The organism is Flavonifractor sp. DFI.6.63, assembly GCF_024462255.1.
Taxonomy (GTDB): domain Bacteria; phylum Bacillota; class Clostridia; order Oscillospirales; family Oscillospiraceae; genus Lawsonibacter_A; species Lawsonibacter_A hominis.
On sequence record NZ_JANGBE010000047.1, the window covers coordinates 1 to 22,674 of the forward strand.

The 22,674-nt window shown below is 60.9% G+C and carries 20 protein-coding genes; 14 read left to right on the forward strand and 6 right to left on the reverse strand.

What is annotated here, in order from left to right:
- Positions 1 to 57 precede the first annotated feature (57 nt).
- The gene (gene nth / locus NE547_RS16750; protein WP_256176496.1) at positions 58 to 705 is read right to left on the reverse strand and encodes an endonuclease III; all 648 of its coding nucleotides are present in this window, start codon (positions 703 to 705) and stop codon (positions 58 to 60) included.
- A gap of 145 nt (positions 706 to 850) precedes the next feature.
- Between nth and glyA the strand changes: the two genes are divergently transcribed.
- From glyA to NE547_RS16775, 5 genes are all read left to right on the forward strand, one after another.
- On the forward strand, positions 851 to 2,092 hold the full coding sequence (glyA, locus tag NE547_RS16755) for a serine hydroxymethyltransferase (protein WP_305148548.1): 1,242 nt from the start codon (positions 851 to 853) through the stop codon (positions 2,090 to 2,092).
- Between the two features lie 60 nt (positions 2,093 to 2,152).
- Positions 2,153 to 2,719: a GNAT family N-acetyltransferase gene (locus NE547_RS16760; protein WP_186907157.1), complete on the forward strand. Its 567-nt coding sequence runs from the start codon at positions 2,153 to 2,155 to the stop codon at positions 2,717 to 2,719.
- 717 nt (positions 2,720 to 3,436) lie between these two features.
- Positions 3,437 to 4,210 (forward strand): S-layer homology domain-containing protein, encoded by a 774-nt coding sequence (locus tag NE547_RS18685; RefSeq protein ID WP_256176497.1) that lies wholly within the window; start codon positions 3,437 to 3,439, stop codon positions 4,208 to 4,210.
- Between the two features lie 84 nt (positions 4,211 to 4,294).
- Positions 4,295 to 5,575, forward strand: coding sequence for a replication-associated recombination protein A (locus NE547_RS16770; RefSeq protein ID WP_186907159.1), 1,281 nt, complete (start codon positions 4,295 to 4,297; stop codon positions 5,573 to 5,575).
- The gene (locus NE547_RS16775; protein WP_256176498.1) at positions 5,572 to 5,958 is read left to right on the forward strand and encodes a DUF3795 domain-containing protein; all 387 of its coding nucleotides are present in this window, start codon (positions 5,572 to 5,574) and stop codon (positions 5,956 to 5,958) included. Before NE547_RS16770 ends, NE547_RS16775 begins: the two co-directional genes overlap by 4 nt.
- A 154-nt stretch (positions 5,959 to 6,112) precedes the next feature.
- Here NE547_RS16775 and NE547_RS16780 read toward each other — a convergent pair whose 3' ends face one another.
- Positions 6,113 to 7,042 carry a S1 RNA-binding domain-containing protein gene (locus NE547_RS16780; protein WP_243204725.1) on the reverse strand — a complete coding sequence of 310 codons (930 nt, stop codon included), beginning with the start codon at positions 7,040 to 7,042 and terminating at the stop codon, positions 6,113 to 6,115.
- Positions 7,043 to 7,180: 138 nt separating this feature from the next.
- On the opposite strand from NE547_RS16780, the gene NE547_RS16785 reads away from it, so the two are divergent.
- From NE547_RS16785 to sigE, 6 genes are all read left to right on the forward strand, one after another.
- Entirely contained in the window at positions 7,181 to 7,381 is a 201-nt protein-coding gene (locus NE547_RS16785; protein WP_186907161.1) for a DUF951 domain-containing protein, read from the forward strand.
- On the forward strand, positions 7,378 to 8,436 hold the full coding sequence (gene hisC / locus NE547_RS16790) for a histidinol-phosphate transaminase (protein ID WP_256176499.1): 1,059 nt from the start codon (positions 7,378 to 7,380) through the stop codon (positions 8,434 to 8,436). Before NE547_RS16785 ends, hisC begins: the two co-directional genes overlap by 4 nt.
- On the forward strand, positions 8,433 to 9,305 hold the full coding sequence (locus NE547_RS16795) for a radical SAM protein (RefSeq protein WP_256176500.1): 873 nt from the start codon (positions 8,433 to 8,435) through the stop codon (positions 9,303 to 9,305). Before hisC ends, NE547_RS16795 begins: the two co-directional genes overlap by 4 nt.
- 10 nt (positions 9,306 to 9,315) lie before the next feature.
- Positions 9,316 to 9,654: a DsrE family protein gene (locus NE547_RS16800; protein WP_186907164.1), complete on the forward strand. Its 339-nt coding sequence runs from the start codon at positions 9,316 to 9,318 to the stop codon at positions 9,652 to 9,654.
- 297 nt (positions 9,655 to 9,951) lie between these two features.
- Complete coding sequence (locus NE547_RS16805) at positions 9,952 to 10,809, forward strand: sigma-E processing peptidase SpoIIGA (RefSeq protein WP_186907165.1); 858 nt, start codon at positions 9,952 to 9,954, stop codon at positions 10,807 to 10,809.
- Positions 10,810 to 10,944: 135 nt separating this feature from the next.
- Complete coding sequence (gene sigE, locus NE547_RS16810) at positions 10,945 to 11,667, forward strand: RNA polymerase sporulation sigma factor SigE (RefSeq protein WP_186907166.1); 723 nt, start codon at positions 10,945 to 10,947, stop codon at positions 11,665 to 11,667.
- Between the two features lie 468 nt (positions 11,668 to 12,135).
- On the opposite strand, the gene NE547_RS16815 is transcribed toward sigE, so the two are convergent.
- The 4 genes from NE547_RS16815 to NE547_RS16830 form a co-directional block, all read right to left on the reverse strand.
- Positions 12,136 to 13,902, reverse strand: coding sequence for an alpha-amylase family glycosyl hydrolase (locus NE547_RS16815; protein ID WP_256176501.1), 1,767 nt, complete (start codon positions 13,900 to 13,902; stop codon positions 12,136 to 12,138).
- Positions 13,903 to 14,112: 210 nt separating this feature from the next.
- The gene (locus tag NE547_RS16820; RefSeq protein ID WP_256176502.1) at positions 14,113 to 14,970 is read right to left on the reverse strand and encodes a carbohydrate ABC transporter permease; all 858 of its coding nucleotides are present in this window, start codon (positions 14,968 to 14,970) and stop codon (positions 14,113 to 14,115) included.
- The gene (locus NE547_RS16825) at positions 14,967 to 15,851 is read right to left on the reverse strand and encodes a carbohydrate ABC transporter permease (RefSeq protein ID WP_256176503.1); all 885 of its coding nucleotides are present in this window, start codon (positions 15,849 to 15,851) and stop codon (positions 14,967 to 14,969) included. The genes NE547_RS16820 and NE547_RS16825 overlap by 4 nt, the downstream gene beginning before the upstream one ends.
- A gap of 91 nt (positions 15,852 to 15,942) precedes the next feature.
- A complete protein-coding gene (locus tag NE547_RS16830; protein WP_256176504.1) occupies positions 15,943 to 17,268 on the reverse strand; it encodes an ABC transporter substrate-binding protein in 1,326 nt (441 codons plus the stop codon).
- Positions 17,269 to 17,488: 220 nt separating this feature from the next.
- On the opposite strand from NE547_RS16830, the gene NE547_RS16835 reads away from it, so the two are divergent.
- The 3 genes from NE547_RS16835 to NE547_RS16845 are packed head-to-tail and all read left to right on the forward strand — an operon-like array spanning position 17,489 to position 22,488.
- Entirely contained in the window at positions 17,489 to 19,288 is a 1,800-nt protein-coding gene (locus NE547_RS16835) for a sensor histidine kinase (protein WP_256176505.1), read from the forward strand.
- A 4-nt stretch (positions 19,289 to 19,292) separates the two neighbouring features.
- On the forward strand, positions 19,293 to 20,846 hold the full coding sequence (locus NE547_RS16840; RefSeq protein ID WP_256176506.1) for a response regulator: 1,554 nt from the start codon (positions 19,293 to 19,295) through the stop codon (positions 20,844 to 20,846).
- Positions 20,833 to 22,488: an alpha,alpha-phosphotrehalase gene (locus NE547_RS16845; protein WP_256176507.1), complete on the forward strand. Its 1,656-nt coding sequence runs from the start codon at positions 20,833 to 20,835 to the stop codon at positions 22,486 to 22,488. Before NE547_RS16840 ends, NE547_RS16845 begins: the two co-directional genes overlap by 14 nt.
- Positions 22,489 to 22,674: the final 186 nt, after the last annotated feature.

Consider the following 22,674-nt stretch of genomic DNA (forward strand, 5'->3'; position numbering starts at 1 on the left):
CCCCCCCCCCCCCCCCCCCCCCCCCCCCCGCCTCTGCTCTTGGATGTCTGGGACGGGCTATGGCGCCTCGGACTGCGTAAAGAAGTCGCACCAGGGCCGAAGGGTGCAGTTCGGACAGTCCGGTCTGCGGGCCATGCACACCGCCCGGCCGTGAAGCACCAGCCGGTGGCAGAAGTCGTTGGATCCCTCCGGCGGCAGGATGGCGCGCAGCTGTGTTTCCACCTTGGCGGGGTCCTTGGTGCCGTCGGTGAGGCCTAAGCGGCCGGAGATGCGGATACAGTGGGTGTCCGCCACCACAACGCCGGGGGCCTTGTGGATATCTCCCAGGATCAGATTGGCGGTCTTGCGCCCCACGCCGGGCAGCCTGAGCAGTTCTTCCATGGTAGCGGGTACCCGGCCGCCGTACTGCTCCACCAGCATCCGGGCGGCGGCCACGATATCCCGCGCCTTGGCCCGGAAAAAGCCGGTGGAGTGGATGTACGCCTCCACCTCGGACACGTCGGCGCCGGCCAGGTCTTCCAGGGTGGGGTAGCGGGCGAAGAGGGCGGGTGTGACCTGGTTCACCCGCTCGTCGGTACACTGGGCGGCCAGACGGGTGGAGAAGAGCAGCTCGTAGTCCTTGCGGTAGTCCAGAGAGCACAGAGCGTCGGGGTAAGCCGCCTTCAAAGCTTCCACGATGCGTAGCACATCCGCTTGTTTTTTCATTCGGATCACCTCATTGGACAATATAGCACAGAATCCGCAAAAAAACGAGAGAGTTTTTCGAATGGTGACAATTGTATTTCAGAGGCGTATTTTGTATAATATACTAAGCTAACGCGTAACATTTGGAAAGGTGGCGACAGGGGAATTGGTCAACGATATCATGGACTTCATCGCATCCCGCGATCCGGAGGTGGGCGCGGCCATCCGGGCCGAGTATGACCGCCAGCGGCGCAATATCGAGCTGATCGCGTCGGAGAACTTTGTCAGCGAGGCGGTACTGGCCGCAGCGGGCACGGTGCTCACCAACAAGTATGCCGAGGGCTACCCCGGTAAGCGGTACTACGGCGGCTGCCAGTGTGTGGACGTGGTGGAAGACCTGGCCCGCGACCGGGCCTGCAGGCTGTTCGGGGCCGACCATGCCAACGTGCAGCCCCACTGCGGCGCCAATGCCAACTACGCCGTCTATCAGGCCCTGTGCGAGCACGGGGACACCGTGCTGGGCATGGATCTGGCCAACGGCGGGCATCTGACCCACGGCTCCCCCGTGAACTTTTCCGGAAAGAACTACCATATCGTGGCCTACGGCGTCAACGATCAGGGCTATATCGACTATGACCAGGTGCGGGACCTGGCGAAGAAGCATAAGCCGAAAATGATCCTGGCCGGCGCCTCCGCCTATCCCCGCGTCATCGACTTTAAGACCTTTGCCGAGATCGCCCATGAAGTGGGCGCCTACCTGTTTGTGGATATGGCCCACATCGCCGGCCTGGTCGCCGCAGGGCTGCACCCCTCTCCCGTGCCCTATGCCGACGTGGTCTCCACCACCACCCACAAGACGCTCCGCGGTCCCCGGGGCGGCATGATCCTGTGCAGGGAAGCGCTGGCCAAGAAGATCGATTCCGCCATCTTCCCCGGCAGCCAGGGCGGTCCGCTGGAGCACATCATCGCCGCCAAGGCCGTGGCGCTGGGCGAGGCGATGAAGCCGGAGTTCAAGCGCTATCAGGAGCAGGTCATGAAGAACGCCGCCGCCCTGGCCCAGGCCCTGATGCAGGAGGGCTTCGATCTGGTCTCCGGCGGGACCGACAACCACCTGATGCTGGTGGATCTGCGTCCGGCCCATCTGACCGGCAAGGAGATGGAGAAGCGTCTGGACGAGGTGAACATCACCGTCAACAAAAACGCCATTCCCAACGACCCGGAGAAGCCCTTTGTCACCAGCGGCATCCGGGTGGGCACGCCTGCCGCCACCACCCGCGGCTTCCGGGAGGAAGACATGAAGGTGATCGCCCGGCTCATGTGGCAGACCGCCACCGCGTTTGAGAACCAGGCCGGCGAGATCCGCGCCCAGGTGGCCCAGCTCACCGGGAAATATCCCCTTTACAACTGACCGGCTGAGCCGCCCCGCCGTCTGCGGCGGGGCGGCTTTCTTGGTTTTGGAGAGACGAACATGGAAATTCGCTTTGCCGGGGCGGCGGATGCCCAGGACCTGCTGGGACTTTACGGGCAGTATATCGATACCCCCATCACATTTGAATGCGCCCTGCCCTCCCGGGCGGAGTTTGCCCGGCGGATCGAGGGCATTGGCCGGGCATACCCCTATCTGCTCTGCCGGGAAGGGGAGCGGACCGTAGGCTACGCCTACGCCCACCGGCAGATGGAGCGGGAGGCCTACCAGTGGAACGCGGAGCTTTCGGTCTATCTGGACCGGGCGTTTACGTCCCGGGGACTGGGCGGGCGGCTCTACCGCGTTCTGATGGAACTGCTGCGGCTTCAGGGCGTGCGGACGGCCTACGGCTGCGTGACCCTGCCCAATGAAAAAAGCGAGGGCCTCCACCGGGCTCTGGGGTTCCGGCAGCTGGGCGTTTACCGGAATACCGGCTATAAATGCGGCGCCTGGCACGACGTGGCCTGGTTCGAGAAAGCCCTCGGGCCCTACGGCGGCGCCCCGGAGCCGGTCCGGCCCTTTCCCGCTGTGCCGGAGGAGGCGGTACGGGCGGTGCTGGCGGCCTTTTGAGGGCAGCGCCGCGGGCGGGCTTATCTCTTTTCCCTTAATTGTGCATTTAGAGTACCCTTGGTCAAAATAGCAGGGGCAGCCTCAAAAATGAGGCTGCCCCTGCACAGCCTGTCGAAAAAGGCCAAAGGCCTTTTTCGACAGAGGGATGCATGACGGACAGGGCTCGATTCTGGCAGAAAAGTCGCCCTGTCCGTCATGAGAGGTGTCATTTCCGACGCGCATGTCGCCGGAAATGACGGAGATTTCTTTCCTTCCGTCGTCTGCGGACGACGGAACTCTGCGAGGCTCTTCTCCAGGAGGGTTTTTCAACAGCCTGAGCAGGGGCAGCCTCAAAAATGAGGCTGCCCCTGCAAACTGGGATTTATCTTTTATTACTTCCGATCCAATAGCAGCCTGTGCCGATTACGGTTCCCAAAAACCTTATCTCACGGCTTAGCACTCCGATACACAACGACAAAAAGTAAATTACCGCAAATACAGCGACGGAAATAAGCGCTCTTTTAATGGTATCGTTCATTTTCTGTTCCCCCTCAGATCCTGATTTATCACGCTTTTATACATATGTGTATGTTATCATACAGGTAAATGTTTTTCAATCGTGAAATCGCCGGAGATCTGGCCCGCGCGCAAATCGAGGAAAAGGGAGGCGGGCTTTGCAAGCTTGACGAAGGCCGCCGGGCGTGTTATTTTAAGAGTAAAAACAAGGAGTGGACGCCTGTGAAACGTATTTTGGCCCTGCTGATGACAATTGCAATAACGGTGGGCGCGCTGCCGCCCGCCATGGCCGCCTCCAGCAGCGCTGCCGACGGAAGCGCGGTGGTGCTGCCGGAGGACGTGCCCTCGCCCTGGGCGATTGAAGAGGTCACCCAGGCCATCGTGCTCGGCATGGTCCCTTCCAACCTGCAAAGCCGCTGGCGGCATTCGGTCACCCGCATTGAGTTTGCCCAGATGGTGGTTCACTTCCTGGCGTTCCAGTACGGCTATGACGACGACGGCTCCTTCCTGGGGGTGTACTGCTCCAGCGCGCTGGACCGGGACGGGATGCCCTTCGGCAATTCCAGCAGTTGGTGGAACCAGTTCTGCGGTCAGCTGGAGACCTTCCGCGATCTGGCCAAGCCCGAGGACCGGGGCTACGGCAACGCGGCCTACGCCTTGGGGATCGTCAACGGCCGCGGCGCCGGCACCTTTGACCCCAACGGCCTGATTACCCGGCAGGAGGCCGCCGCGATGCTCATGCGCTGCTACCGGCGCTATGGCGGCGCTTATGACGCGGCGGACCCCTCCGCGGCCATGACCGACTGGAACAGCGTGGCCGACTGGGCGCAGGCGGACGTGGCCGCCGTGCTGGAGCTGGGCGTGATGAACGGCACGTCGGAGACCACGTTTGGAGCCCTGGGCACCTATACCCGGGAACAGGCGGTGGTCACGCTGCTGCGTCTGTACGCCAACGGCCCGGTAAGCCGCAGCAACCGGAATCTGCCCGCCATGTGACCCCTTTACGGATAATCGAACATGTGTTAGAATGGAGGAGAATTCGGTTCTCCTCCATTCTGCAGTAATAAGGGAGGCTTTTCCATGCCATACCGGCCCTTAGCGGACGAAATACGGCCCCAGACGTTGGACGAGGTGGTGGGACAGCGCCACATCCTGGGGAAAGACGGCCTGCTGCGCCGTATCATCGACAGCGGCAGTATTCCGAACCTGATCTTCTACGGCCCCTCCGGCACGGGGAAGACCACCGTGGCCAATATCATCGCCAAGCGTACCAACCGCCCCCTGCACCGGCTCAACGCGACCACCGCCTCCATCTCGGATATCAAGGACATCATCGGGGACATCGGCACCATGCTGGCCCCCGACGGGGTGCTGCTCTATCTGGACGAGATCCAGTATTTCAACAAGAAGCAGCAGCAGTCCCTGCTGGAATTCATGGAGAACGGGAAGATCACCCTCATCGCGTCCACCACGGAAAATCCCTATTTCTATGTCTATAACGCGGTGCTCTCCCGCGCCTCTGTGTTCGAATTCAAGCCCCTGGAATCCGCCGATGTGCTGCCCGCCGTGGAACGGGGCGTCCGGCTGATGGGGGCGCGGCTGGGGGCGGAGGCGCTCTGTGAGGACGGGGTGCAGCAGCACATCGCCTCCGCCTGCGGCGGGGACGTGCGCAAGGCCATGAACGCGGTGGAGCTGCTGCTGAACTCCGCCCGGCGGGAAGGGGACCGGCTTCTGGTGACCCTGGAGGACGCCCGCATGGCGGCCCAGCGCTCCGCCATGCGGTATGACCGGGCGGGAGACGACCATTATGATATCCTCTCCGCCCTGCAAAAGTCCATCCGCGGCTCTGACCCGGACGCGGCCTGCCATTATCTGGCCCGGCTGCTGGAGGCGGGAGACCTGATCTCCGCCTGCCGGCGGCTGATGGTCATCGCCTGTGAGGATGTGGGCCTGGCGTATCCCCAGATCATCCCCATCGTCAAGGCCTGTGTGGATGCGGCCAATCTGCTGGGCCTGCCCGAAGCCCGGATCCCGCTGGGAGACGCGGCGGTGCTCATGGCCACCGCGCCCAAATCCAATTCCGCCCACATCGCCCTGGACCATGCCATGGCCGACGTGCGCGCGGGCAAGACCGGGGACTACCCCCGGCACCTTCAGAACAGGCACGCCGACTCGGCGGGGCAGGAGCGGGAGCAGGGCTATCGGTACCCCCATGATTTTCCGGGCCACTGGGTCAGCCAGCAGTATCTGCCCGACGCGCTGGCGGGCAAACGGTACTACGAGTACGGAGATAATAAGACCGAGCAGGCCGCCCGGCGGTATTGGGAGGAGATCAAGGGCCGGGAAGGCGGCGGGACGTGAAGCGCACGCTGGGCTTTGGCTACTGCGGCTTGGCCTGCTGCCTGTGCAGCGAGCAGGAGGGGTGCCCCGGCTGCCGCAGCGGGGGCTGTCCGGACAAGGCGTGGTGCAAAAGCTTCCGGTGCGGCCTGGCGCGGGGGCATGCGGGCTGTTGGGAATGCCCGGAGTTTCCCTGCCCGGGCGAAATTCGGGAGAAAACGCGCGTGCGGGCCTTTGTGGAATTCCTCCGGCGGCATGGAGAGACGGCCCTGCTGGACTGCCTGGAGCGTAACGAACGGGCGGGGCTGGTCTACCACTATCCCGGTCGTCTGACCGGCGATTACGACGTGCCGGAGACCGTGGAGGAGATCCTGGAATTGATCGAACGGGGCGCCGGCAATCCGTAGGAGGTGCGCCGCATGCGTCCGGGTGCGGCGGCCGGATCCAAGAATACCCGTAGGGGCGGGGGCTTCCCCCGCTCCTACGGGTATCTGCATTTGGCGCGGCAGGCTGTGGGCGACCCTGTCCCTGCCTGCGCGCAGGGCCCGGATCGGGGCGGGCTCAGGGCGCAAACACTGTTTCCGCGCCTACTTTGCTGCACCCCTCGGGGGCGTACTTCCATTTGCGCAGCGGTCCGCTGGTGATGAAATACTCCAGCGGCTCGGGCTTCTCCAGCGGCGGCAGGGCGTCGATCGCCAGCAGCTTGATTTTCATCCGCTCGGGCAGGATGGCCTTCAGATAGACGGAAAAGCGGTCGCCCTCTTTCAGTCCGGGGCGCAGCTCGGCCAGACCGGACAGGTTGGGCGTCAGCTCGACGAAGGCGCCGTACTCCTTGATGCCCCGCACGATGCCGGGCACCGTCATCCCCGGCTGGAAGCGGGCCGCGTTTTCCGCCCAGGTGCCCAGCAGCTCCTTGTGGGTCAGATACACCCGCCCGGCCCGCCGGTCCAGGTCGAGCACGGCGGCGAAGATCGACTGCCCGGGCGAGAAGCGCTCCGCGGGGTGGGGGATGCGGGAGACGGAAATCGCTTCGATCCCGATCATGGAGGTCACGCCGCAGCCGATATCCACGAAGGCGCCGAAGGGCTCCAGGTGGGTGACTACGGCGGGAATCACCTGGCCGGGGGAGAGCTGGGCGAGCATGGCGTCCAGGGCCTTCTGCTGCGCCAGCCGCCGGGACAGCGTCAGGCGCACCGTACCGCCGGTCTCCTCCACGGCGGTGACCACGAAGCAGACCGGCTTGCCGACCCGGGAGAGGATGGCGATCTCACGGGTCGTGCCGTCGGTGATGCCCAGGGCGGCCTCGGCGCGGGGGATGCGGCCCTGATACGGGCCAACCGTCACCAGCAGGTTGTGCTCCGCGTCGCACAGGCGCACCATTCCTTCCAGGATCGTTTCCTCTTCCATGGCCCTGCGCAGGGCGGCGGGGGAGGCGCAGGCAGCCTGATGTTCCGGCAAAGAGAGCAAATGGCCCTCGGGCAAAAAGCGCATCGTCAAGATGACCAATCCTTTCCAGCGTCCATGGGCTTTTTTTCTTGATAGCCCACTATATGCGCAGCGCAGCCTTGAATTGACAGCGGGCGGGCTGGAATTTATAATGATAGAGATACAGGGAAGGGGGGAGCGGTCATGGACATCCATGTGGGCGACATGCTGGAATTGAAAAAGGCGCACCCCTGCGGCAGCCATACCTGGCAGGTGCTGCGGGTGGGGATGGACTTCCGCCTGCGCTGCCAGGGGTGCGGTCATGAGCTGATGATCCCGCGCAGCAAGGCGGAGAAGAGCATCAAAAAATGGATCCGTAATCCGGAAGGAGCACCGCAGGAATGAAGGAATTTTGGAGCAGCCGTATCCGGGGCCTGACCCCGTATACGCCGGGGGAACAGCCCCGGGAGCGGAAATTCATCAAGCTCAATACCAACGAAAACCCCTATCCCCCCTCGCCCATGGCCCTCTCCGCCATCCGGGCGGCGGCGGACGAGCCGCTGCGGCTCTATCCCGACCCGGATTGTACCCAGCTGCGGGAAGTCATGGCGGCCACCTGCGGCCTGAAGCCGTCCCAGGTCTTTGTGGGCAACGGCTCGGACGAGGTGCTGGCCCTCTGCTTTCAGGCCTTTTTTGACCCGGACCGGATCCTTCTCTTTCCCGACGTGACCTACAGCTTTTACCCGGTCTTTGCCGCGCTCTACGGCCTGCAATACCGGCAGGTGCCGTTGGACGAGGGCTTTGGGGTGCCTGTGGAGTCCTTTTTGGCCCCCAACGGCGGGGTAGTGCTTGCAAACCCCAACGCGCCCACGGGCCGGGCCCTCTCTCTGTATGCCATTCGGCGGATACTGGAGGGCAATCCCGGCGCGGTGGTCCTGGTGGACGAGGCTTATGTGGACTTTGGCGCGGAGTCGGCGGTGGAGCTCATCGACCGCTATCCGAACCTGGTCGTGGTGCAGACCCTGTCCAAGTCCCGCTCCCTGGCCGGGCTGCGGGTGGGGTTTGCTCTGGCCCAGGAGAACCTGATCGCCGCGCTCAATTGTGTGAAGAATTCCTTCAATTCCTATCCCCTGGACCGGCTTGCCCTGGCGGGGGCGGAAGGCGCCCTGCGGGATCCGGACTATTTCCGCACCACCACCGCTCAGATCATCGCCACCCGTGACCGTACCGCGGCCCGGCTCAAGACACTGGGCTTCGACGTGTGCGAGTCTGCGTCCAATTTCCTTTTCATCGCCCATCCGAAGGCGCCTGCCAAGGCGCTGCTGGATGGCCTGCGGGAGCGGGGCATTCTGGTGCGCTGGTGGGATCAGCCCCGCATCCGGAACCATCTCCGGGTGAGCGTGGGCACCCAGGCGGAGATGGACGCCCTGTACGACGCCCTGTCGGAGCTGGTGCGGTGAGGTACGAGGGCAGCATCTACCGCCCGCCCGGAGAACACGGAAGCTATCTGCTGCAGGTCACCGTGGGCTGCTCCCACAACGGCTGCACCTTCTGCGGCATGTATCGGGACAAGCGCTATCATGTGCGCCCTCTGCCGGAGATCTTTGCGGATATCGCCCTGGCCGGGGCTTATTACGGCGACGTGGAGCGGGTCTTCCTCTGCGATGGGGATGCGGTTGCCATGGACACGGCGGACCTGCTGGCGGTGCTGGAGCGCCTGTACGGCAGCTTTCCGGGGCTGAAGCGGGTCAACGCCTATGCAGGAGCGCGCAGTACCCTGGCGAAAACGGATGGGGAACTGGCCGCCCTGCGGGAGGCGGGGCTGGTGCGGCTCTACCTGGGGGTGGAGAGCGGCAGCGACGCGGTGCTCCGGGCGGTCAACAAAGGGGTGACGGCCCCGGAGATGCTGGCGGCCGGACAGCGCCTGGTCAAGGCGGGCTTCGACCTGTGGACCATGGTCCTCATCGGCCTGGCCGGACCGGGGGAGAAGAGCCGCTCCCATGCCCTGGATACGGCGGCGCTGATCAATGCCATGGGCCCACGGCATTTGTCCGCGCTGACCTATCTGCCAACGCCGGGAACGCCGCTGGCCCGTCAGGCGGAGCGGGGGGAATTCCAACTGCTGGATGCCCGGGAGGCACTGGAGGAGACCCGGCTGCTGCTGGAGAGCCTGCAGGTGTCTCCCCTCCATTTTACCAGCGACCACGCCTCCAATTACCTGCCGCTCAAGGGCGGCCTGCCGGAGGAGCGGGAACGGCTGCTGGCGCTCCTGGACGGGGCGCTGGCGGGCAGACAAGACGTCCGGCCGGAATTCTGGCGGGGATTGTGAGGAAAAGACGATGGAGGAGCATCTGCATATTCTCTGGACCAACGCCGATCCGGTGGTATTTGATAAAATGGTGCTGATGTACGCCGTCAACAGCCTGACCCACGGCTGGTGGGAGAAGGTCACCGTTATCCTTTGGGGGGAGAGCGCACGGCTGGCGGTCGAAGATCCGGCAGTGGCCGGGCGCATCCGCCTGGCCCGGGCGCAGGGCGTGGCATTCTCTGCCTGCGTTTCCTGCGCCCGCGAGCTCGGGGTGGAGGAGCAGCTACGGGAGATGGGATTGGAGGTCATCCCCTGGGGCGAACCGCTGACCCGCCTCATCCGGTCCCGTGCCCCGCTGCTTACCGTGTAAAGGGAAATCACATTCGCCCAATACCGCGGCAGCAATATGGAAATTCATAAGGAAAAGCAGAAGGTGACAAGCTAAAAGGCTTGTCACCTTCTTTTTGCAGCGCGGCCCGAATCTGACCTTTTTTGAGAGCGGCTTGCCGTATAATGATCTCTGCTGGACGAGACCGCTGCCGCCGTCGCTGGCAAAGATACCGGCGCATGCCGCGTGAGCGGAAGCGAGAGGCAAGGCGCGGGAGCATCGCTCCGCAGGCATACAAAGGAGCGTCGGCCAGACAGGACGAACAGGGGGACGCGCAGAATGACGGTGGTGTATATCGACGCGCTGTTCCTGCTCAACTTTGTCGTGGATTATCTGCTGCTGCTGTGCGCGGGGCGTTTGGCGGGCGAGGTGCTCCACCGGGGGCGGCTGGCATTGGGCGCGGCGCTGGCAGGCGCGTACGCCGCCGCCGTCTTCCTGCCGGGGATGGGCTTTCTGCTCCATCCCCTGTGCAAATTGGCCGCGGCGGTCCTGGCCCTGCTGATCGGTTATGGGGGAAGCCGCCGTCTGCTGCGGGTAACGCTGGTCTTCTTCGCGGTATCCGCAGCCTTTGCCGGCGGGATCCTGGCCCTGGAGCTGTTGGGCGGGAGGGGGCTCACGCTGGAAAACGGCGTATTCTCCTCCGCCATGGACCTGCGCCTCATCCTGCTCTCGGCGGCGGGGTGCTACGTGGTCATCACCCTGCTCTTCCAACGCTCCGCCCGCCACACCGCCGCACGGCAGGAGCTGGTGCCTGCGGTGCTTACCCTGGACGGGCGGCGGGTGGCATTGACGGCCCTGGTGGATACCGGAAACACCCTGACGGACCCGGCTACGGGCCGCCCAGTGATGGTGGCGGAGGGGGAGAAGGTGGCGGGATTGTTTCCCTCCGGGCAGGCGCCGGACGAAGCGGACCTGCGCGACCCGGTGGCGGCGCTGGAACGCTTGTCCCAGGCGGGCTTTCTGGGGCGGTGCCGCCTGCTGCCCTATCAGGCGGTGGGGGTGGAGTGCGGCATGCTGCTCTCTCTGCGGCTGGACGGGGCCAGGGTGGGCCGGGAGGATTACGGAACACTGCTGGTGGCGCTTTCGCCCAACCGCCTGTCCGACGGCGGGGGCTATAGCGCCCTGATCGGTACATAGATCCTGCCGGGACCACGGGAAACGCCCGGCGGGGGGGCCTTCTGCGTCAAACGCGGCGCCGGTGTTCCGCGCCGCCGGGCAGGTCCCCATGGCCTGAACGAGGCGGAAGAAAAAGAATGATTTGGGAGGCTGGATATGAGCGCCTGGCTTTTGCGCTGTTACGTCCGTGTGCAGCAGGCCCTGGCACGGCTGGGGCTGAAGCTGCCGGGAAAGATCATGTACATCGGGGGGAGCGACACCCTTCCGCCGCCCCTGTCCAGAGACGAGGAGTCGGACCTGATCGCACGGCTGGAAGAAGGGGACGAGGCGGTCAAGTCCCAGCTCATCGAGCGCAACCTGCGCCTGGTGGTCTATATCGCCCGGCGGTTCGAAAACACCGGCGTGGGCATCGAGGATCTGATCTCCATCGGCACCATCGGTCTGATCAAGGCAGTGAATACCTATCAGCCTGCCAAGAACATCAAGCTGGCTACCTATGCCTCACGGTGCATCGAAAATGAGATTCTGATGCATCTGCGCAAGATCGTGAACCTGAAGAGCGAGGTCTCCTTTGACGAGCCGCTGAACACCGACTGGGACGGCAACGAGCTGCTGCTGTCCGATATCCTGGGGACGGAAAACGACCTGGTGATGAAGCCGATCGAGGATGACGTGGACCGTAAGCTCCTCTTCGACGCAATGGAGAAGCTGGAAGCACGGGAGAAGCAGATCATCACCATGCGCTTTGGGCTGGACGGCCGGCCGGAGCGGACCCAGAAGGAGGTGGCCGATTCCCTTGGGATCTCGCAATCTTATATCTCGCGCCTGGAAAAGCGCATCATCAACCGTCTCAAGCGAGAGATTTTAAAAATGCTGTGATCCCGGTGCAGGCAAAGCCGGGCGGCGCTGCCGCCCGGCTTTGCTTGTCGAAAAAGGCCTTTGGCCTTTTTCGACAGAGGAATACATGACGGACAGGGCTCGATTCTGGCAGAAAAGTCGCCCTGTCCGTCATGAGAGGTGTCATTTCCGACGCACGTGTCGCCGGAAATGACGGAGCTTCCTTTCCTTCCGTCGTCTGCGGACGACTCAACTCTGCGGGGCTCTTCTCCAGGAGGGGGTTTCGACAGCCTGGCAGGCGGAGGCGTGGAAGCGGAAACCTGCTTCCACGCCTCCGCCTGCGCGCTCCCCCAAACCCTCCAGGGGTTCCGCGCTGCCCGGGTACCATGGCGCACCTGCGGGGCGCAGGCAGACGGCGAGGTAACGTTCAAATCGTTTACGGGACGAGCCCGTCGCTTCCTTTGCGTTGACCGCCCATCTGCGTGATCGGTCACGTACTGCAATGCCGGGTCAGAAGCTGGGCCAGAGTTCGATTGTGCCGCCCGCCTGGACGACGTGGTTATTTCCGGATTCCCAGGTCGTGTCGTTCAGGAGGACCTTGAACGACAGGTTGCCGGAGACGGGGCGCTCCAGGATGAACTGCCACGTAGCGGCGTCGACGTTTTCGCACCTCTGCCCGAAGTCCCAATGGAGCGGCAGGGTGTCGCCGCGGAGCGAAAGGGTGTTGCCGAATCCGGTGTCGTAATGGATGATGACCCTGGTCTGGGTATAGACGGGCTGATGGTATTCGGCCGGGCAGCCGCTGGTCAGCATCATTGCGCGGTTCGGAGGCAGCGTAACCGTGATGCTCCGGCTGTTCGGAACGTCCCCCTCCTGGACTTGAATGACCGAGTCGGTATTTAAAAGGTCGGTGAGCTGGGCACCGGTCGTGAAGCTGGCGCCCCCCGGGTTGAGTGTGATGGTTCTGGTCTGCTCGGAAGCGGAATTGTTGAAGAGACAGATCAATTCATTGCCGTTTTTCTCGTTTCGGCGGCTGAACGCATACACGGGGTCGCCATGAGAGTAATAGAGCTCACGCTGTACGCCTTGCGTAAAAAGGTCGCTGTATTCCCTGCGCAGCCGGTTGAGCCGCCGGAGATACTGAAAGGTGGTCGTATTCTCGCTGAAGCTGCTCATCATCTCACGGTTGTAGTAATTGATGGTGTCCTCCGTATATTTGAAGTCGCCCGCCATATTTTGTTCCGTGCCATAGTACACGACCGGGATACCGCGCACGGCATACTGGAAAGCCAGCGCCAGACGCAGCTTGGCCCAGTTGTCGCCCGCATTCGCAAGGAAACGGGAACGATCATGGTTATCCAGGAAGGTGAAGAGCCGGTTCGTGTCGTTGTACTTATCATCCTGGTCCAGCACCCACTTGACGCCGCCCCACGCTTCGCCCTTGCAAAACACCTTGTTCATCTGGAAGTAGAGCGGAAAGTCGAGCATGCCCCACATATAATTCTGGAATGCGGCATTGGCATCTACCGAGCCGGTAAACGCTTCCCCAAAGCTGGGCTTGCCGGTGTGCTGCTCATAGAGGGCGAGGTACTGCGGCGGAATCTCGATGACCGCATCGACCCGGGAGCCGGCAAAGCCATAGCTGAACCAGCCGCTGTCCGTGTCCGGATTCCAGTAGGCATCCATGAGCGCCTGCCAGCAGTCTGGATTTTCCTGCGCCAGATCGTCCAGGCCGCCAAGACTGTAATTTTGGGCCTCATTGGGGTCGTCAAAATTTACGATGTTGGGGGTGTTGTGATACCAGGCGGGATTGTCGAAGGGGGCCGCCGGTTTGTAATCAGCGGGGGAGTAAGTGGTGGAAGGGTACTCCAGGTAATCCGCGGTATGGTTGAGCTGGGCATCGATGATAATCTTTAGACCGAGATTATCTGCGGCTGCAATAAGCGCCTTGAGTTCCGCTTCCGTACCGAAATGCGAATTGGGGCGGTTGAAGTCTTTGGTATAGTAACCATGATATCCGGCCTCGTCGCCGGAGCGGCTGTACTTTTCGTTCTCCTGGGGGGCGGAGATCCAGATTGCGGTAAAGCCCAGGTCCTTGATGTACTGTAATTTCTGCGTCAGGCCGGCCCAGTCGCCGCCCTGGTAGTAGTGCAGGTCCCCGGGACGGTACTCTTCTCCAAGCGTACCGTTGTTGTTGGGATTCCCGTCAAAGAAACGGTCGGTCAAAAGCATATAAACGGTATCGTCCTCGCTTAGGCTGCTGGCAGAATAGCCCACGGATGCGTCACCACCTGAGTCAGAACTTGCTGCGGCTGGGGAAGGCTGGAATAGGGCAAGGCGAGCTGCAAGGGCAAGCGTTACCGTGATCCCGTTTCTCCGCGTCCGCTTCCTTGCCGGCACCGGTCTCGGCTCGCCGGAAGGCGTGTTGTCCCTTGCCCTGTGAGGGTGCTCCAAACAGATACATCGCCCACGCGCGATCCGCGCCCGTCATCCCTTGACGGCGCCGGCGGCGATTCCATTGATAATATGCTTCTGCATGAGCAGAAAGAAGAGCACGACCGGGATCGTGGAGACAACAAACCCAGCCATGATAAGATTCCATTGCTGGTTGTACTGACCGTAAAAATACATCTGGCTGAGCGGAATCGTGACGGGCTTTGCAAGGATCAGGTAGGGGAGCAGAAAGTCGTTCCAAATCCAAAGAGCGTTCAAAACGGCGACAGTGGCCAGGATGGGCTTAAGCATGGGCAGGACGACGGAAAAGAACAGACGGACGGTGCCGCAGCCGTCTATCATGGCGGCCTCCTCCAATTCCTTCGGCACGCCGTCCACGAAGCCCTTTATTAAAAAGATGGGGATCGGGCACTGAAGCCCGCAGTAAATCAGGATGAGCCCGTAAATGTGACCGGTAAGGTGCATGCCCTTGGCGGTGGTCAGCAGCGAGATCATGATCGTGTGGAACGGAACAAACATGGACGAGAGGAAGAGCAGCGTCAGGACATCGGCCCAGACGGAGTTCCAGCGGGCCAGCGCGTACCCGGCCAGCGTGCTTACGATCAGGTTCAGGACGATTCCGCCGCCGGTAACCAGGCAGGAATTGAGAAACGCGGTCGGGAAATTGGACGCCTCCAGTACCGTTCGGTAGTTTTCAAGGGTCGGCGCCTGAGGCAGCGTGAGGGCCGAGGCAATGATTTCGCCCTTGTCCTTGAAGGAATTGAGCACGGCGATTAGAACGGGGAAGAAGAACACCAGCGCGATTAAGGCGGTCACGACGGTGATCCCAACGCCGCGCCGCTGGCGGCGCAGGCTCCGCCGGCGCGTATGGAGCGTAGCCACGCGGTTCATGTATCCTTGGCCCCCTTTCGATTCTGGAAGATAGAAAGGACCGCTGTGATGGCGCAGATGATAAGAAATAGGATGACCGATTGGGCGGTCGCATAACCGGTCCGGTTGGCCCGAAATCCGGTGTTGTAGATCTGAAGCGCAATCGTGGTGGTCGCGCCGGCAGGACCGCCGGAGGTCATCGCCATCGGGATATCGAAGGTTTTCAAGCAGGCGGTCACCAGAAGGATCGTATTCATGAAAATAACGGGGGCCAGCAGAGGCAGCTTGATCTTGCGGACAATGTTCCAGGAACTGGCGCCGTCGATCTGTGCGGCTTCGATCAACTCGTGCGGGACGCTTTGCAGCCCGGCGATGTAGATGAGCATATAGTAGCCGGCACACTGCCATACCGCGGTGATCCCCATGGAGATAAGAGCCATATGTTCATTCCCCAGCCAACTGATTTGAAGCGCCTCCGGGATCTGCAGCAGTTCCGCGAAGGACTGGTACACGCCGCCGTAGAGGAAGACCCAGACAAAACTTACGATAATGAGGCTCATTAGGTTGGGAAGAAAGAAAATGGCCCGAAACAGCTTTTTAAAATGGACGTTGCCGTCCAAGAGAAAGGCGAGGCCCAGGGCGGCCAGATTGGCAAGGACCGTAACAAAGAGCGTGTATTTCAGGGTGATCCAAAGCGCGTTCTTAAAATTCGGATTGGAGAGGGCCTCCTGATAATTCTTAAGCCCGATCAAATGCACATCAGGGTTATAGCCATAGGCGTCGGTAAAGGAGAGCCAGAGGCTTTTCAAAAACGGAAAAATAAAAAAGGATACGAAAAAGAGCATCGCAGGAAGGATGAATGCGAAATAAGTAAGGCTGCGCCTGCGTTTTGTACGCTGCATGACCAACGCTCCTTCAAGAAGGCCGGGGCATGGAGGACGCCCTGTATCGCGTCTCCACGCCCCGGCCCATATCAGCTATTGATCCATAGGGTCAGGACTGGCTGGCCGCTTTTGCGGTGTCCCAGGCGGAATCCAAGCTGTTCAGAATATCCGGCAGAGAGGCCTTGTCCAGCAGGTAGTTCGGAAGAGCGGCCTCGAACTCCGGCTGGAAGGCGGTCGGCCAGCCGCGGTCGGCCTGTGTGCTCACCATGCCCGCGTCAATGTAGGCGTTGACATCGGCCGCCAGGGGATCAAAGTCCACCGATACGCCCTTCACCGCGGAAAACAGCTTTGCAGTGCTGCACCAGAGCTCCGCGCTGTCAGGCCGGGTCAGGAATTCCAGGAATCGTTTGCACGCTTCGGGATGCGGGGTGGAGGCAGAGATGGAGAGGCCGAAGTCGGGGAACTGGAACAGCTTGGTGTCATCCGGATTTTCGGAGACCGGCATTGCCATCATGCCCAGGTTTACATCGGGGTTGACGCTCTTGATCGGCTCCAAAGCCCAGAGCCCCTGCACCATCATTGCCGCTTCGCCCCGGGCCACCATGGCGCAGGCGCCGTTGTAATCGGTGTCGAAGGCGGTCTTGGTGTTGCCGTTCTCATAGACCTTTTTCAGCAGTTCAAAGGAGGTGGTCCAGGCAGGCGTATCCGCAAAGGCTGCCTGGCCGGAACTCTTTTTCGCGTTCCAATCGGCATCGATCGCGTAGACCGCAGGCGAAGCCGCGACCAGAGCGATGGGCTTGATGGTCCAGGCGTCTTTAAACCCGAGGGCAAACGGGGTGACGCCGTTGTCCCTCAGGGTCTCGAGCAGGGCGTCAAACTCGGAGAGGGTTTTGGGAGGCGTAAGGTCATACGCTGCAAAGATATCCTTGTTATAGAAGATGCCCTCGCAGCTGCCGTCCACCGGCATGGCCCAGGTGTGTCCGTCCGCGTCTGTAAAGGAGGCGTCGCGCAGCGCCTCGCCCGTAATGTTGTCCAGGAATGGCTCTCCCGCCAGGTCCATGATGTAGCCGCCCTGGGCGATATCCATGGTGTCGAGGGCGCCCTGGAAAATATCAGGCACCTCATCTGTGGCGATGCGCGCCTTCAAGATGGCGGAGGGGTCGTTCGTGACGATTTCCTGTTCCACCGTGATGTAGGGATACGCGTCGTGGAAGGCGTCTATGATCTTTGCGAAGGTCTCTTGGGCCTCCTGCTTTTGATGGAAAAGGTGGATGGTCACCGGCTCCTGAGCGGGGGTGTTGGAGGCGGCCTGGGCGGGGTCGGAAGAAGACGTGGAGGGGGGCGCGGTTTCACTGGCGCCCTGCTTTGCGGAACACCCGGCAAACAGGGTCAGCACCATTGCCAAACACAGGAGCAAAGACAGGTTTCGTTTCATCTATGGGGACCTCCTTCTGATATGATTGAGTGATGCGCGGCAGCCGCTCCGTCAGTTATGATTATAGCAGACAATCGCCCGGAAGCATTGAAACGATTTAGCGTGCGATTGAAATCATTTAGCATCTTGGATGATGTGCCCGAAAAACGCTTTGTTTTATAACGCAGATTTGCTATAATCACAAGGAACACGGGAACGATCGGATGGGTGGTGGAGCACGATGCCGAATGCAAAAAAGCTGCGGTATAAACTGATCGCAGTAGTCACAGTACTGATGACCGCCACACTGGTTGCCGTCGCCGCCATTACGCACAGCCAGTCGCTTGCGGTGATCCGGGAGCAGTCGCTGACGCTGAACAGCCGTCTGGTGGAGGCCGGGGTGGAAAAGCTGGGCACGTCCTATTCTCAGCTCAACAACCTGTTTCAATCCATCTACCTCAATGAGAACTTTGAAGCGTTCCTGCGCACCCGCGGACGGCGGGAAGGACACAGCACCTTTCAGGACGCCGCGCTTATGAAGACGGTCTTTCTCTCGACGCTGAGCAGCCGTTCCGATTTATACAGCATCATCTTCGTTGACTGGAACGGACGGCTGTTTTATGCCACCCGCGATGAAGCGGGATTTTATGAAAGCTATCTGGCGTGCGGCCTTCCAGAGACATACCTGGCCCAGCTGGAGGGGGTTGACGGCTGGGAGCATGGCCTTCGCATGCTCCCGACGCAGCTGCACATTCCCCTGCGCAGCAACAGGTCCCAGCCCCCCTATGTCTATACCGCCGCACGGAAGATCGTCAATACGGAAAAACGGTTTGAACCGGTCGGCGTCATGTTTATTACCGTGGACTTGAGCGATCTGGAGCGGCTGACGAATCTGATCCGTCCGGACGAGCAGGCGATCACATACATCGCAGGCGCCGGGGGCAGGGTGATCTTTGACTCGTCAGGGAAGCGGACCGGGGGAGTGCTGCCGGACCGGCTCGCCGGACGTCTGGGCGGGGAAACGAAGCAGGACGTAGTCCTGGAGGACGGCCGGACCTATGTGATGGTCTCTGCGAAGGCGGCCGATCTGGATTGGTATGTCATGACCCTGATACCGGAGGCGGCCTATACGGCCGATGCGCTTTCCGTATCGACGAGCATCGTGGTCACGGCGCTCCTTGCGCTGCTGATTGCGATTCTGATCACGACGGTCTCCTCTCGGGCGATCAGCAGGCCAGTGGAAGAATTGGCGGCGGTTATGGGCCGCTCGGGGCTCCAAAACCTGAGCCAGCGCGTCGAGGTGCACGGCGCGGATGAAATTGCCCAGCTCGGAGAAAGCTTCAACCACCTCATGGACAAGCTGGAGACCTCCATCCATAACGAATATGTGATGAATATCCGTCAAAAGGAGGCGACCATACGGGCGCTGCAGGCACAGATGAATCCGCATTTCCTCTACAACGTGCTCCAGTCCATGGGGAGCATTGCGCTGCTGAACCACGCGCCGGAAATCAATACGATGGCAATGGCGCTGGGAAGTATCCTGCGGTACAGCATCCAGGGGGAGGATTCCCTTGCAACGGTGCGGGAGGAGATCGAGCACGTCAGAAACTACCTGTCCATCCAAAAGATCCGTTATGGAGACCGCCTCCATGCTCTCATCGACGTCCCGGAATATGTCATGGATTATCTCCTGCCCCGGGTTTCTCTTCAGCCTATGGTGGAAAACGCGATTATCCACGGGTTTGAACAGCGTCAGGAGCCGGGCAATATTTCCATCCGGGGTTGGATGGAGGAGGACAGGCTGATGTTCGAGGTTGCCGACGACGGACAGGGAATACCGCCGGAGCGTCTGGCTGAGATCAAAGCGGATCTTGCGGATTGCAGCGGCGCAGGGGGCGGAAAAGAAGGCGGCATCGGCATCAGCAACCTGAATGCCCGGCTGAAGCTGCTCTATGACAAGCAGGGCGCTCTGGAACTGGAAAGTGATCTTGGGATCGGCACGGTCATTCGGATCGAGGTCACTGCCGTGAGAAGGTGAAACGATGTACCAGGTGTTGATTGTAGAAGATGAGGATTGGATCAGGCGGGGGATCGTTCAAAGCATTCGCTGGCGGGAGCTCGGCATGGAATTGGCAGGAGAAGCGGAAAACGGTGCGCGCGCCCTGCAGATCCTGGAGCGCCGGCCCGTTGATATCGTGCTGACCGATATGAAGATGCCGGTCTGTGATGGCCGGGGGCTGCTCCGGGAGATGAAGGATCGGAAGCTGGACTGCGAAGTCATCGTACTCAGTGAGTATACCGACTTCGCATATACCCGTCAGGCGATCCACGCCCGCGTAGCCGAGTATCTGCTCAAGCCCATTGATCCGCGCCAGCTCAACGAGGTGCTGTGCTCCGCCGCCAAACGGCTGACGGAAAAAAGCCTGTCCCGGAAAAGGGACGCCGATCCATATGACGCGGTATTCCGGACGACCATCGCCCGTACGTCGCAGGAACAGCTTGAGACAGTGTGCCTGCGCCACCAAGGTGCCTTCCGGAATCGATGCGTCGTGATTTCGTGCATACAGCCCGAGATCAGCCAGAGCGGTACGGCAGGCTATCAGGAATCGCTGGAACGCCTGGCGGCGGAAGCGCCCTATCCAACAAAGGTATACCCGTATCACGATGATCGGAATATCATTTGCCTTTTTTCCCTGGCTGCCTGCCCATACAACGCGGGAGCGAAGCTCGCCTATAACAACTGGCTGCGTCTTTTTTTTCAAAATTATAAAACGATGTGGGGCGGCGATCTCCGCATCGGGACCGGCAGAGAGGTGAACGAAATCGCCCGCCTGCGAAGCGGACTGGACGCGGCCCTGGCCGCGCTCCGGTTCCTCCACCGCGGGCGGGGAGCAATCATATGCTGCGATAGTGCGCAGGCCCATAAGAATGCGCCCGAGGAGCCCGTCATCAGCGAGCAGCAGATCACAGAACTGCTCGCGCGCTGTAAGAAAGAAGAAGCGTCAAAGCTGAGGCAGGCCATCATTGGAACGCTGAGTCGATCCGAGTACGTTTACCTCCCCGCAATGCGGCAAGTGCTGATCGACTTTACGCTTACCCTTGAAAAATGCAGCAGCAGGGCCGGCTATGCAGTGAACATTACCACTGCGATCGGTGAAAACTACATTGACCGGATCAACCGTATTGAGTGGATGGCGGACGCCGATGCTTTTTTGAGTCAGGTCTTCGACCAGGTGTTCCGGAATATCGCGGCCAAACGGGCCTTAACGACTGCAGATGTGGTGGAGGAGGTCATCCGGCGCATCGAGACGAACTACATGGATGAGATCAACCTGATGCAGATTTCCCAACAGTATCATATCAACTACGTCCATCTGAGCAGGCAGTTTAAAGAGCGCACCGGCGAGACATTCATTGATTTCCTCCTGCGGGTCAGGATGAGCAGGGCCAGGGAGCTCATCGAGAACAACGGATTGAGCGAAAAAGAGACCGCGGCCGTGGTGGGATATTCAAACCCCTATTACTTTGCGGCGAGCTATCGAAAATATTTCCATGCGGGGACACAAAAGGAGGATGCTGCGGATGGAAGAGCATGAGTGGTGGAAGGACGCCGTCGTCTACCAGATATATCCCAGGAGTTTTCAGGACTCGAACGGGGACGGCGTCGGCGACCTGCGGGGGATCCTGCGGCGGCTGGACTACATTGCGGAGCTTGGCGCCAATGTTATTTGGTTATGCCCCATATACGCCTCGCCCAACGAGGATAACGGGTATGATATCAGCGATTATCAAAAGATACAGCCCGATTTCGGTACGATGGAAGACTTTGAGTGCCTGCTGCGGGAAGCGCACAAGCGCGGGATCCGGATCATACTGGACCTTGTCGTCAACCACACGTCGGATGAGCACCGGTGGTTTGCGCACAGCCGCGCCGACCGCGGCAATCCCCGCCGTGACTACTACATCTGGCGGGAGGGACGCAGCGGCGGCCCGCCGAACAATTGGAATTCCTGGTTTGGCGGGTCCGCCTGGCAGTATGACGCTCCCAGCGGGATGTACTATCTGCACATCTTTTCCCCGAAACAGCCGGATCTGAACTGGGACAACCCGGCCGTGCGGGAGAGCGTCTTTCAAATGATGACCTGGTGGCTGGATAAGGGGGTGGACGGTTTTCGCATGGACGTGATCAGCCTGATCTCCAAACCCGAGACGCTGCCGGACGGGCCGGGCGGCGACCTGTCTCCGTTTTGTATCAATGGACCCCATGTCCATGCGTACCTGCGTGAGATGAACGAGCGCGTCCTCTCCCGCTTCGATATCATGACGGTGGGCGAATGCCCGGGCGTTACGGTGGAGGAGGCAAAAAAATATGCCGGCTTCAACCGGGGCGAGCTGAATATGGTGTTTCAGTTTGAGCATACCAGTACGACGGACGGGCCTTATGGAAAGTGGAGCGACCGGCGCGTCTGGCTGCCGGATCTCAAAAAAATCTTTTTCCATTGGCAGAACGGCCTGAAGGGCACGGCATGGAACTGCCTCTTTTGGGGCAACCATGACCAGCCCCGGGCAGTCTCCAAATTTGGTGACGAGCGGGAGGAATACCGCGCCCGGTCGGCAAAGATGCTGGCCACTTGCCTTTATCTCATGCAGGGCACGGTATTCCTCTATCAGGGAGAAGAGCTGGGCATGACCAACGCGGCGTTTGATTCCCTTGGAGATTACCGGGATATCGAAACGAGGAACGCCTATCGCGACCTGGTAGGCGGCGGATGTGTCACCCATGATGAAATGATGCGGTATATCCACCGGGTGAGCCGGGACAACGCGCGCACGCCGATGCAATGGGACGCATCTCCCAATGCAGGCTTTACCACAGGCACGCCCTGGATTGGAGTAAATCCAAACTATAAAGAGATCAACGCCCAACAGGAGCAAAGCGACGACCGCTCCGTGCTTTCTTACTATAAGCGGCTTCTGCGGTTCAGACGGGAGAACGCGATCGTCCGGGACGGAGACTTTATGCCGTTCTGGCCGGAGCACGATAAGATTTTGGGGTATACCCGCTCGCTCAACGGGGATACGCTCTACGTCCTCTGCAATTTCACCGATGAGCGGATGCCGCTGCTTGAGATCGATACCCATGGCAGATATCTGGAAACGGTGTTCTGCAATTATGAGGAACCGGGCCCGTGGGCACTGCGGCCGTTTGAGGCAAGGGTGTACCTGGTCAGAGCCTGATTTCCCATCGTCCTGGGCTGCGTCGGGCGTCCCAGGGCCTGGATCCCTGGCGCAGCCCAAGTCAAAACCTCCGGCAAAGCCGGAGGCTTGAGTAAGCCCTAGAAGGGCATGATACGGACGAAGCCCCTTAAGGGGCCCCGAAAGGTTTGCCGACCGCATTTCTTTCACGGGCTGCCCCTTAAGGGG